The sequence below is a fragment of the Pseudoalteromonas sp. S1727 genome (genome assembly GCF_005886375.1).
GTDB classification, from domain to species: Bacteria; Pseudomonadota; Gammaproteobacteria; order Enterobacterales; family Alteromonadaceae; genus Pseudoalteromonas; species Pseudoalteromonas haloplanktis.
Genome location: NZ_PNDT01000105.1, coordinates 56,678 through 69,092 on the forward strand (window position 1 = coordinate 56,678; position 12,415 = coordinate 69,092).

12 protein-coding genes are annotated in these 12,415 nt (G+C 41.3%); 5 read left to right on the forward strand and 7 right to left on the reverse strand.

Annotated features, from left to right (window positions below):
- The first annotated feature begins 273 nt into the window (after positions 1 to 273).
- Together CWB85_RS18835 and CWB85_RS18840 are read left to right on the forward strand one after the other, a co-directional pair.
- A complete protein-coding gene (locus CWB85_RS18835) occupies positions 274 to 2,043 on the forward strand; it encodes a DUF885 domain-containing protein (RefSeq protein WP_016709939.1) in 1,770 nt (589 codons plus the stop codon).
- A gap of 189 nt (positions 2,044 to 2,232) precedes the next feature.
- Positions 2,233 to 3,714 carry an FMN-binding glutamate synthase family protein gene (locus CWB85_RS18840; protein WP_016709940.1) on the forward strand — a complete coding sequence of 494 codons (1,482 nt, stop codon included), beginning with the start codon at positions 2,233 to 2,235 and terminating at the stop codon, positions 3,712 to 3,714.
- A gap of 49 nt (positions 3,715 to 3,763) precedes the next feature.
- Here CWB85_RS18840 and mtnK read toward each other — a convergent pair whose 3' ends face one another.
- Positions 3,764 to 4,981 (reverse strand): S-methyl-5-thioribose kinase, encoded by a 1,218-nt coding sequence (mtnK, locus tag CWB85_RS18845; RefSeq protein WP_016709941.1) that lies wholly within the window; start codon positions 4,979 to 4,981, stop codon positions 3,764 to 3,766.
- Positions 4,982 to 5,113: 132 nt separating this feature from the next.
- Here mtnK and mtnA point away from each other — a divergent pair, with 132 nt between their 5' ends.
- The gene (mtnA, locus tag CWB85_RS18850) at positions 5,114 to 6,139 is read left to right on the forward strand and encodes an S-methyl-5-thioribose-1-phosphate isomerase (protein ID WP_138555702.1); all 1,026 of its coding nucleotides are present in this window, start codon (positions 5,114 to 5,116) and stop codon (positions 6,137 to 6,139) included.
- A 3-nt stretch (positions 6,140 to 6,142) separates the two neighbouring features.
- Here the strand turns inward: mtnA and CWB85_RS18855 are convergent, their stop codons facing one another.
- The 5 genes from CWB85_RS18855 to CWB85_RS18875 form a co-directional block, all read right to left on the reverse strand.
- On the reverse strand, positions 6,143 to 7,207 hold the full coding sequence (locus CWB85_RS18855; protein WP_138555703.1) for a RelA/SpoT domain-containing protein: 1,065 nt from the start codon (positions 7,205 to 7,207) through the stop codon (positions 6,143 to 6,145).
- An 81-nt stretch (positions 7,208 to 7,288) separates the two neighbouring features.
- The gene (locus CWB85_RS18860) at positions 7,289 to 7,624 is read right to left on the reverse strand and encodes a gamma-glutamylcyclotransferase family protein (RefSeq protein WP_016709944.1); all 336 of its coding nucleotides are present in this window, start codon (positions 7,622 to 7,624) and stop codon (positions 7,289 to 7,291) included.
- Between the two features lie 24 nt (positions 7,625 to 7,648).
- Positions 7,649 to 8,191 (reverse strand): 1,2-dihydroxy-3-keto-5-methylthiopentene dioxygenase, encoded by a 543-nt coding sequence (locus tag CWB85_RS18865; RefSeq protein WP_016709945.1) that lies wholly within the window; start codon positions 8,189 to 8,191, stop codon positions 7,649 to 7,651.
- A complete protein-coding gene (gene mtnC / locus CWB85_RS18870) occupies positions 8,188 to 8,874 on the reverse strand; it encodes an acireductone synthase (RefSeq protein WP_016709946.1) in 687 nt (228 codons plus the stop codon). The genes CWB85_RS18865 and mtnC overlap by 4 nt, the downstream gene beginning before the upstream one ends.
- Positions 8,871 to 9,488: a methylthioribulose 1-phosphate dehydratase gene (locus tag CWB85_RS18875; protein WP_016709947.1), complete on the reverse strand. Its 618-nt coding sequence runs from the start codon at positions 9,486 to 9,488 to the stop codon at positions 8,871 to 8,873. Before CWB85_RS18875 ends, mtnC begins: the two co-directional genes overlap by 4 nt.
- Positions 9,489 to 9,578: 90 nt before the next feature.
- On the opposite strand from CWB85_RS18875, the gene CWB85_RS18880 reads away from it, so the two are divergent.
- A complete protein-coding gene (locus tag CWB85_RS18880; protein ID WP_138555704.1) occupies positions 9,579 to 10,721 on the forward strand; it encodes a methionine aminotransferase in 1,143 nt (380 codons plus the stop codon).
- Positions 10,709 to 11,485, forward strand: coding sequence for an amidohydrolase (locus CWB85_RS18885; RefSeq protein ID WP_138555705.1), 777 nt, complete (start codon positions 10,709 to 10,711; stop codon positions 11,483 to 11,485). Before CWB85_RS18880 ends, CWB85_RS18885 begins: the two co-directional genes overlap by 13 nt.
- A gap of 25 nt (positions 11,486 to 11,510) precedes the next feature.
- Here CWB85_RS18885 and CWB85_RS18890 read toward each other — a convergent pair whose 3' ends face one another.
- Positions 11,511 to 12,077, reverse strand: a complete 567-nt coding sequence (locus CWB85_RS18890; protein WP_138555706.1) for a sugar O-acetyltransferase — start codon at positions 12,075 to 12,077, stop codon at positions 11,511 to 11,513.
- Positions 12,078 to 12,415 lie beyond the last annotated feature (338 nt).

A 12,415-nucleotide genomic window follows, 5' to 3' on the forward strand; every position in this document is an offset into this window, starting at 1 on the left:
CGCAATCCTAGCGTTTGACATAACCTTACATTAATCTGTATCGGGAATATTTAAAAGTAAAAAGATGTAATTTGGGGGCGAAAATTCTATTTTTCTCGCTCAATCGCTGGTTTTCTCAGCAATCTGCTTAAGCCTATGGCGCGCTGATTAACTACTAGACAATAGTCGCGGTTAATTTAACCTCGCATTTATCGCCCTTGGTCGCATTTTTTTGGTTATTTTAGTTGCCTAGGTTAGGTTAAACGCCACGTTTTATGTAGCAGATCTCAAATTATGAAAAAATCAGCATCATTCGTTGTGCGACATTCACTATTAAGTATCGCTTTGGCATGCACATTAACAGCTTGTCAAATGACTGCAATTGATGATAATCAACAATTTACGCAAGTTGCGCAATCAATTGTTGATTACCGTAAAAGCATTAGCCCTTATAGCAATCCCGAAGGTGTTGATGGTTATTTGCTCACTAATTTATCAGCAGAATTTCTGGAAAAAAAATACCAGCATAATACTGAGTTGTTAGCACAGTTAGATGCGATTGATAAAGATAAACTCAGTGAAGAAAATCGTATTAATCTCACTATTATTCGTGGCCAAGTGCAAAATAGTGTTGATGAGTATGTATTTAATAGTCATTACATGCCGTTGACTTCAGAGTATGGTTTTCATTCCAGCTTATCGTTTATGGTATCACGTTCAGATTACAAGAAGCAGGCTGATTACCAGCTTTATCTTGAGCGTTTGCAACAAGTTCCACGATTTTTCCAGCAAAATATTGGCTGGATGCGCAAAGGTTTAGAGGTGGGGTTAACACAACCGCAAGCGGTACTCGTTGGTTATCAAGATTCGATCAGTGCCTATATTGTCGATGACGTCACTAAATCTGAGTTTTATAAACCATTTTTAAATAATACCGCAGGCCTTGCTGAAAGTGAGTTTTTTGCTTTGCAACAACAAGCGAAAAAAATCATTAAAGAGCAAGTGATCCCAGCTTACCAAGGCTATTTAACGTTTTTTAATGACGAGTATCAACCTGGTGCGCGTACTGATATTGGTATTTCGTCGACACCTAACGGTGAAGCGTTTTATGCTAATCGTGCAAAATATTACACCACCACAGATATGACCCCGAAAGAAATCCATGAACTAGGGTTAAAAGAAGTGGCACGTATTCGGGCTGAGATGGATGAAGTGATTAAGCAGGTGGGTTTTGAAGGCACATTTGCCGAATTTGTGCATTTTTTACGTACGGATCCTCAATTTTATGCCAAAACACCTGAAGAGCTTTTAAAAGAAGCATCGTATATCGCTAAAAAAATGGATGCGCAATTACCTAAGCTGTTCCATACCTTACCACGTATGCCGTATGGTGTTGCGCCAGTTCCGGCGAGCATAGCGCCTAAGTACACTACTGGGCGTTACTCAGGTTCAAGCCGTGACGATCAAGCTGGCTTCTACTGGGTAAACACTTATGCACTGGATAAGCGACCTTTATATGTACTAGAAGCGCTGACATTTCATGAAGCTGTGCCTGGCCACCATTTACAAATTTCGCTTAATGCGGAGTTAGAAAATTTGCCAAGCTACCGTCAAGATGCTTATTTATCTGCGTTCGGTGAAGGCTGGGGACTATATGCTGAATATTTAGGCATTGAAGCGGGCTTTTATCAAGACCCATATAGTAACTTTGGTCGTTTAACGTATGAAATGTGGCGTGCTGCTCGTTTAGTGGTTGATACTGGAATGCATATGTATGGTTGGAGCCGTGATCGTGCCATGAAGTTTATGAGCGAAAATACCGCGCTTTCATTACATAACGTAAAAACAGAAACCGATCGTTATATTTCATGGCCTGCACAAGCTTTATCGTACAAAATTGGTGAATTGACAATTAAGCGTTTACGTCAAGAGACTGAACAAGCACTGGGCCAAGATTTTGATGTGCGTGAGTTTCACCATCAGATACTTCGCCATGGCTCTGTGCCAATGTCGGTATTAGAAGAGCAAATCCATCAATATATTCAAACTGAGCTGGCTAAATAAACAGCTAGCCTAATCATATCTGGATCACTGTAATAATTGCAGTGATCCATTAAAACATTTTGCTTGAAATTTAATCTGCTTATATGCTCTCTACTGTAATAGAATCCTTATTAATAAATTTTGCTAGCTAGCTTAGGCTATGCGTTTCAGTATTAGTAAGATGAGAAAATAATCAGCAAGGGGTGTTGCGTGAGTAATTTTATTGTTTTTAGTATTGATGTGTTTGCCAGTTTATTTATTGTGGTGCTGGGCTGTTTAGTTTTAGTGGTGATCTATTTTTACATTAGTGATGTTACTCAATCAAAACAAGCAATTAGGCGTAATTACCCGGTAATTGGTCGATTTCGTTATTTTTTTGAACGCCAAGGCGAGTTTTTCCGTCAGTATTTCTTTGCAATGGACCGTGAGGAAATGCCATTTAACCGCGCTGATCGTAGTTGGGTTTATAAAGCAGCTAAAAATGTTGATCGTACTACCGCGTTTGGCTCCACTCAAAGCCTGGAGGTTACCGGCACAGTAATGTTTATGAATTGTGCGTTTCCTACCTTAGATGAAGAGGCGCTCGAACCCAGTGCAGTTACCTTAGGTCCTTATTGCCCAAATCCTTATATTACTAAATCGCTGTTTAATGTGTCGGGTATGAGTTTTGGTGCTTTATCAAAACCGGCAGTGCGTGCATTGTCAAAAGGTGCAAAGCTGGCTGGTTGCTGGATGAACACCGGTGAAGGAGGGTTAAGTCCTTATCACCTTGAAGGCGGTGCTGATATCGTGTTTCAAATAGGCACCGCTAAATATGGTGTACGTGATGAGCAAGGTAAGTTAAGCCATGACAAGCTCAAACAAATAGCTGCCCATGAACAAGTAAAAATGTTTGAAATTAAAATGAGCCAAGGAGCGAAACCAGGTAAAGGCGGTATGCTACCAGGGAAAAAGGTAACCGCTGAAATTGCCGCTATTCGTGGTATCCCAGAAGGTCACGATTCAATAAGCCCAAATGGTCACCCTGAAGTTAAAAACCCTGCCGACTTATTGGATATGATTACTAGCGTGCGAGAAACTACAGGTAAACCGACAGGGTTTAAAGCGGTGATTGGTGCTTATGCATGGCTGGAAACGCTATTTGCCGAGATTAATCATCGCGGCATTGAATCGGCACCTGACTTTATTACTATTGATAGTGCTGATGGCGGCACTGGCGCTGCACCACAGCCACTTATGGATTCTGTAGGGTTACCGCTGAAAGAAAGCTTACCGTTAGTTGTCAATATGCTGGAAAAGCATGGCTTACGAGAGCGGATTAAGGTTATTGCGTCAGGTAAACTGATTGTGCCGTCAAAAGTTGCTTGGGCGTTAGCGCTAGGCGCAGACTTTGTGGTTTCAGCACGTGGTCATATGTTTGCGTTGGGTTGTATTCAGGCGCTGCAATGCAATAAAGATACTTGCCCAACAGGTATTACTACGCATAATGAGCGGCTACAGCGTGGCTTGGATGTGAATGATAAAGCCCAGCGTGTCGCCAACTATAATAAGTATATTCATTATGGAGCGGGTTTAATTGCCCACTCATGCGGAGTATTTAGTGCCCGTGAACTCGGTCGACAACATGTACGCGTTGTGCAAGAAAATGGCCTGTCAGAGCCGCTTGATAAAATGTATGAAAATTATCAGTAATTAGAGAGTAAAAAGGCGCTTTAAGCGCCTTTTTACTGAATGTTGAAGCTTAATTTAATTGGCTGATCAATAAAGAGAAAAACGCTTCTTTGCTATTGCAGGTATGGGCGTTAAGCACTAATTGCTCACCCAGCGCTAAGGTATGACGTTGCACCTCTAAACGCGCTTGCTCGTCTTCAATGCCATCAATATCAGCAACATGGGCTAAGCCGATGGTACGACGAATAAGCTCTGTGCCACAGTAGCCAATCGCGTCTTGCAATACTTGCTGCATAAAATACTCGCCATAACCGGCGGCTTTTAAATTGTTATCCGTTGTTTGCTCGGCAATTAATGTTAGCCACTGTTGTTCAAATAAAGTGTAGCTCTCTTGTAAGCAGGTCAATAAATGGGAGTGGTAGTTGCGGCGACTAACAAATTCATTAATACGGGCATTTTGAGCGCAGTAGTTTAATAATAAGTTGCCGATAAATGATCCGATATCAAAGCCAACAGGGCCAAAAAAACCAAACTCAGGGTCGATCATCTTAGTCGTATTTTGATCGACAAAAATACTGCCACTATGCATATCACCATGTAATAGAGTTTGTGGGCACGATAAAAACTTAGCTTTTAGTTTTGCGATCGCTAAATGCAGTGCGGCATTATTTTGTAATTTACTAACTGTACTTTGTAGCTCGCTTGGGTAGTTATTACGCTCATGCTCACGCAAAATATCGTTAAAAAATAAGTCTTCTGTAATTTGGCATAATTCAGGATTAGTAAACTGACTGACTTTAGCTTTTTTATCTTGCGCGGTTAAGTAAAAATCTGAGTTATAAAAACCTGTGTGGCTTAGGTAGTGAGCAACATGTTGTCCTAAAAGCGGAAATTGCTCTGCGTTTATTTGTGCACGGCGCAGTATTTGCAAATGGCCGAGATCTTCTAAAATAGTCAGTGCTTGCTCTGGGTTATGATGCAGTACTTTGGCGGTATAATCTGGACTTAATGCGCTATGGTTGAGCAAAACCTCGGCTTCAATACGTGCTCGGTCTAGTGTCAATGGCCATGACTCACCCACACAGCGGGCATAAGGTAGGGCTTGTTTTAAAATAACGCTATTATTTTGCTCATCACTGATTCTAAATACTAAGTTTAAATTGCCATCGCCAAATTCATAAGCCGATAACGTTTGGTCAGGATCAAACAAATCATAGCCATCTTTAGTTACAAGATTTTTAATATAATCAATTGCATGCTGTGCATTAAAGGCAACGTATTCGGCCATGGGCGTACTCTCAGAAAATGATAAACAATAGCATTCTATACCTTCAACCGTTTAGATGTCTACACTTCTGGGTTGTGCGTTTTGAAAACTACTGTAAAATAACCTCAGCCTAACGATTATTCAGGATCAATCATGCAAGACCTCATAGCGAGCAGCTTAAAATATCAAAACAATACACTCAGCGTGCTAGATCAATACCTGCTGCCACATCAGCAGGTGTGGCATGTGTGTGATGATGTAGCCAGTATGAGGGAATTGATCTTAAATCTAAAAATACGCGGCGCACCCTTGATTGGCTTAGGAGCGAGTTTGCTGGTTGCCCATCTAGCTGAGCAAGGCATGGCTAAAGCAGCATTAGCACAGGCGATTGATGATTTAGAAGCCACGCGACCAACTGCGGTTAATTTAATGCATTGCATGGCAAAGTTACGCATTGCGTTACAGCAAGATGATTATGTAATGGCAATTGTAAGCGCCGCTGTTAGCCTGTTTAATGAAGATATCGCCCTGTGTGAAAGCATGGCAAAGCAGGGTGCTGCACTGGTTAACAGCGGTGATAATATTCTGACTCACTGTAATACAGGTGCTTTAGCAACAGCTGGGATTGGTACAGCTTTGGGTGTTATTTATAAAGCTCAGCAACGTCATGGCGATATTCATGTGTGGGTGGATGAAACACGTCCGTTATTACAAGGCGGGCGTTTAACCGCATTTGAGCTTGAGCGCTGGCAAGTACCTTACACTTTGATTTGCGATAATATGGCAGCGAGCTTAATGGCTGCGGGTAAAGTGGATAAAATTTTTGTTGGTGCTGATCGTATTGCCGCTAATGGTGATTTCGCTAATAAAGTCGGTACTTATAATTTAGCCGTATTGGCGCATTTTCATAACATCCCATTTTATGTAGTAGCGCCATTAACCACTTTAGATGTAAGTACAGCATGCGGCGCAGACATTGAAATTGAGCAGCGCAATAGCGCAGAAGTGCGCGGTGTAAGTGGCAGTTTTGGTGAGGCGCTGTGGGCACCGACAAATGCTCAAGTATACAATCCAGCATTCGACGTAACGCCTGCTAAGCTTATTACTGGCTGGGTACTAGATACTGGTGTTTATGATCAACAACAAGTGTTAGCTGGTAAACTGAAAGACTTAAATTAAAATTTAACCCAGTAATACACGGCTGAATTCTGAAAGAAATTCAGAAGTGTCATTAAGGTAGTTGGGATAGGCTTTTTCGATAGATTTTAAGTCATTTCCTGCTACTAATAATACGTTGTTGTGAGTTTGTCGCTCTTGCTCTGCATAGTGCGTTAATGCTTCTTGCTTCTTATTCGCTGCGTACAAAAAAACCCGACCCATTTGAGTTTCGGTATTGTGAACAAGTAAAGCAAAACCTGTATCTTTTGATTTATTTTTAATCTCGTCAACTTGAAATGCACGGTTAAATGCATCGAGTTTATGAAATGCTGCGAGCTTTTTATTTAAAGCAGCTAACTCATCAATAAAGCTTTGTGATTGTTCATCGCTTAATTGATTTGAGCCATCTTTAACGGCAAGGAATTCACCCATAATAAAAAATAATCGCTGCCAATCTGTATCAGCGGCTTGTGGGTTGGTTTTCAGTGTTTCTTTTTCAATAATATCGACGATTTCGACTGTAGTTGCCCATAAATGCTGAAGTCGAGTACGTAATTGAACTTCTATTTGAAAACCTTTGTAATCGTGAGACTCTAAATTATTATAGCTTTTATAGACACGATGAATACCCCTATAGCCAGTGGCTTTAGGATTTTTAATATAATCATATGACTTTACGCTATGGACTGTTCGACTTGAATCTAAACTCGTATTGAGCTTATACAGGGTATCTAAATTGTCTAAAATAACTCTGCAACCACCTATATCGTGCATACGTTTGAGGCTGATGGCATTTTCACTTTTACCGTCTAATGACTCACGTTGCAGTTTATCAATAATTGTCGGTAAGCGTTTTAAGCGACGTACAATAGTAGCAGAATCAAGCAGGTTGAGTTTTTTTACGTGTTTCCATATTAAATTTTTGATGATGGTCAGCGGGTATAAATGAGCCGCACGATAATTTTGAATGACTTCGGTAGCAAACTCAAAATCGCCATCTTGTTTACGAAAAATACGGCCAGCTTTTTCAACTTGCTTACGAGAATACGCAAGTTGTTGTTTGGACTTTTGATATTGTTCGTTGACCATTTCACGTTCACTTAATTGAGTAAAACTAACACTGAAAATATACTACAGAGTTAAGTTGTTTAAGTCATCCTTGATATGAGCTTAACCTTTTGCCACGTACACCCAAGCTTTAATGCCGCTATGAAATGACTCTTCTATACGTAGGTAGTCATCAACTTCATAGCTATCTGCGCTAGCAAGTTCTTCTGAGGTAATCGTAAAAATAGTGCCGGTTACGGTATCTGTTGCTAGCCCTGTTTTAATTAAGGCCGGGTGAAAACGCTGGCCGCTGCTTTTTAAAACAGCGGCGTCGGTGATTTCAACTTCGCCCACTATATAACCCGTTAAAATATCGGCTTGGCCCTCGAGCAAGCGGCCAAAGGTATCAAGCTGTACTTGCTCTAATTGCAGTGTGCCGTAGGAAAATAATTTTTCCATTTAAACTCCTTTACTAAATGATGGCTAGTCCAATAAAGGAAATTGCTTAGCAATCTCAGACTCGGTACTTTGTGCAACCCAGCCTTCGGTATTATTGAACAAACGGATCGCAGTAAATTCAGGTTCACTGCCCATATCAAACCAATGCGGGGTTAATTCTGGTACTGAAATTAAATCACCTTGTTGACACAGCACTTGGTAAACCTTGTCGTTAATATGTAGGCAAAATAAGCCTTGGCCTTTTACAAAAAAGCGCACTTCGTCTTCGCTGTGAGTGTGCTCAAACAAAAACTTAGCACGTAAATCAGCCGCTGCTGGGTTGCCTTTAGCCAATGAGATAACATCCACGGTTTGATAACCGCCTTGTTGCTTTAAACGTTCAATATCGGCGTTATAAGCGGCAATGATCTCGTCGTGACTGGTATCAGCCGTGATCGCAGCGCTTGCTTGCCATTGCTCAAAGCGGACATTCACTTTATTTAGTTCAGCGGCAATTTGTGTTGCATCTTGAGTGCTTAATAAGGCATTACTGCCGTTACAATCAGCAAAAATAGTTAATTGGCTCATGCTAAATGCTCCGCAGTAAATTGGCTAAAATCATTAATATAGTTATGTTCAGGCGAGCGTGCTTGACCATCACGAATTAAGTGCAACGTTTTTAAACCAGCGGCTTTGGCGGCATCAAGTTCAGCGGCTACATCACTTAAAAACAAGACTTCATTAGCGGCAAGTGGTAGTTGCGCAATAATGTTTTCATACGCTGCTTGTTGTTGTTTTGCGCCAACCTTGGTATCAAAGTAGTCAGTAAATAATGGGCGGATATCACCAAAATCTGAGTATTGAAAAATCAAATGTTGCGCCTTTACTGAACCTGAAGAGTACACATATAGTTGCTGACCAGCTTGTTGCTGCGCAACTAAAAACTGGTAGGCATCTGGGTATAAATGGCCGGTAAAATCGCCATTTTCATAGCCAGTTTGCCAAATGAGGCCTTGCAACTGTTTTAATGGGGTGATTTTTTTATCGTCGCGGATCCATTCAAGTAAGGTGTTAATTACTAGATCAATACTGGCATTGGGTTGTTCTATAATCGTTTTAACAGCATCAATTTGCTCTGCTACCGCGCTTTGCGTTTGATGAGTTTTTACAAATTCAGGGAGCTGGTTTGCGGCATAAGGAAATAGCACCTCTTTAACAAATGAAATGCGAGTAATGGTGCCTTCAATATCGGTCAGTAGTGCTTTGATCATGATTCTAATCCTACTAATTTTAAGCGTTCTAACTCACATGCAAATAAGAATTCAAGACCTTCTAACTGACGACGAACCTCGCTAATTGTTCGACCCACGACATACAAGCCGTGGCCGCGGATAAGTACGCCATGCTCAATAGGAGTATGTAGGTGGTGATCACTCACTAATAAGCTTAAGCGATCGATATCTTGGTCATTATCAAAGATTGGAATACTCAAGGTTTCTAAATGTGAGGTAATGCCCGTTAATGATTTTTGCATCTCATAGCCGTGTAAATCCAGGCTGTGGCCTTTAATAACTCGTGATAAAACGGTTGCTGCAACCGAATGAGTGTGTAATACAAAGTGAGCTGAAGGAATCAGTTTATACATACTTAAATGTAATTCAGTCTCAGCAGAGGGTTTTGCTGCGCTAGCACTACGCGAACCGGCATGATCAAGTTCAATAAAAGCATGGGGTGCTAATTGGCCTTTATCAAAACCGCTGGCAGTAACCACAAAGCCAGTATTGGTTCGTGCTGAAAAGTTACCACCTGTGGCAGGTACCCAACCACGTTGACTGATCCACTTTCCTGCTTCTATAAGTTCTGAAATAGCGGTATTGTTATGCATACATTCCTCTAGCTAGTTTAGACGGCTATACTTCTGTTAATAGCAATGATAGCATCGCTTTGGGCGCAAAACCATCATTAAGGGTAACCAGTGTTTGAAAGTAAATTGCCAAATTTAGGCACCAGTATTTTTAGTCAAATGACCGCATTAGCAAATCAATTCGACGCGATTAATTTATCGCAGGGCTTTCCTGAGTTTGATGCGCCAGAGCTACTTAAAAAACAACTTAATCATTATGTGCTTGAAGGAGTTAATCAATATTCGCCGTCATCAGGTGTACCGCGCTTGCAGCAACAAATAGCGCAATTGGTTAAGCGTAAATATGCAGCGGAAATAGACGCGACGCAGCAAGTAACAGTCACTTCCGGTGCAACGGAGGCTTTGTTTGTAGCCATTCAAGCACTTGTGCGTGAAGATGATGAAGTGATTGTGTTTGACCCCGCCTATGATTCTTACCAACCGGCAATAGAATTGGCCGGTGGTAAGTCAGTAAATATTGCACTGCATGCCCCTGATTATGCAATTGATTGGCAAGCGGTTACTGAGGCTGTAAATAGTAAAACCCGCGCTATTATTATCAATACGCCACACAACCCAAGCGGAAAAACGTTAAAACAACACGATATAAATGCCTTGAAAGCGTTGGTAAGCAAGCATGATTTATATGTAATAAGTGATGAAGTTTACGAGCATATTACGTTTGATAACCAGCCCCACTTAAGTGTGCTACGTGATGCAGAGCTGTTTGCTAGGAGCTTTGTGATCTCAAGCTTTGGTAAAACCTTTCATAGCACAGGTTGGAAAATGGGTTACTGTATTGCTCCTGTAGCACTGGCTGTCGAATTTCGTAAAATTCACCAGTACGTGACATTTTCAAGCTTTACCCCCGCGCAGCATGCATTGGCCGATATGCTAGAGCAACAAGGTGAACATGTAGACGAATTGCGTGAGTTTTATCAACAAAAGCGTGATGTGTTGAGCAATGCTCTCAAAGAGAGCCGCTTTACGATTTTACCAAGTGAAGGTACTTACTTTTTACTGCTGGATTACAGTAATGTATCTGATTTGAATGATGTTGAATTTTGCCAGTGGTTAGTCGAGCAAGCGGGGGTTGCGGCAATTCCACTGAGCGTATTTTATCAGCAACCGAGTAACGATAAAGTGATTCGTCTGTGTTTTGCAAAACACGATGCCACACTGCTACAAGCTGCGGAGATTTTATGTCAACTTTAACCCTAGCACTTATACAAACATCGCTTAACTGGCTAGATAAAGATGCTAATTTGGCACATTTTAGCGCTAAAATAGCCAATGTAGACAATTCAGTTGAGCTTATATTATTACCAGAAACATTCGCTACAGGGTTTGCTATTAATCTCGATTGTGCCGAACCTGAAAACGGGAACGTACTTGCTTGGATGATTGCGAGCGCAAAGTCAGCGAATGCTGTGATAGCAGGCTCAGTGCTAGTTAAGCAAGGCGACAAAAAAGCCAACCGTTTTTACTGGGTATGGCCTAACGGCAACGTGCAGTTTTACGACAAACGTCATTTATTTTGTTTAGGCAAAGAAGGTGACTTTGTCAGTGCTGGGCAACAGCGTGAAGTATTCGAATTGAATGGCTTTAGAATATTACCACAAGTGTGTTACGACTTACGTTTTCCGGTTTTTCAACGTAATTGTAATGACTACGATGTCATGGTGAATGTTGCCAATTGGCCAGCAGCACGACGTAAAGTGTGGGACACTTTACTGATGGCACGGGCAATGGAAAATCAGTGTTATGTAATTGGCGTTAATCGCATCGGTGATGATGGTAATGGGATTGCGCATAATGGCGGCACTGCAGTGTATGACTTCAAAGGTGATACGTTAGCTATTGCTAAAGATAATGGCTCGCAAGTTGTAACCGTAACACTTGATAAAGGCCCACTTGAGCTATTTAAACAAAGCTTCCCCGCGCATTTAGATGCAGATGGGTTTAGTTTGCAGGATTAACCGGCGTAACAACCGGAGAGGCTATTTATTTAGCCTCAATACTTCTGAGCACTTTACACGGGTTACCCACGGCTACTGAATTAGCAGGAATATTCTTAGTGACCACACTGCCTGCACCAATTACACAGCGATCACCAATGCTCACCCCAGGTAAAACCGAAACGTTGCCACCAAGCCAAACATCATTACCAATAGTAATTGGGGAGCCTGATTCAGTACTGCGCCGCTCGATAGGGTCAATCGGGTGAGTGGCTGTTGATATCATCACGTTTGGGCCAAACATCACATTATTACCAATTGTGACTTTGCAGACATCTAAAATAGTTAAGTTATGATTCGCATAAAAGTTATCGCCCAGTTCAATATTAAAACCATAATCACAATAAAACATCGGCTCAAGATAGGCTTTGCCTTTAAACTTTAGTAATTCGGCAAGAATTTTAATTCGTACATGGGGTGTTGTAGGGTCTGCCAAATTAAATTGATGACATGCCAATTTAGCGAGGCTACGTGCTTTTACCAGTTCAGGCTCTGAGGCTTTATAAGGCAAACCAGCAAGCATTTTTTCAAATTCAGTTATGGTGTTAGTCATAGTTTCTAGTGCTTAAATTGAGTTGTTTTAGCACATTAGCAAAAAGAATTCGTGGAGCATAGTTTTCGCCATGAATGACGACATTGCATGAGTTTTATATCATAGAAGGTAGATTAACCTGCTGATTTATATTGTTATTAAATTCTCTTTGTGAAAAGTAAAATTTAAGTCGATTGGTATTAGAGCTGTGTAAAGGTTACGGACATAAAACGATAGGCTTTTTATGCTGATATGTGCGTCAAACGTGGGGATGGGCTTGCTTACGTCCATGTAATCAATCGCTGCGCGACGCTTGCAGCGGCCCCAAATGTTCCTGACATTTGGTCGAACCCTAGTCG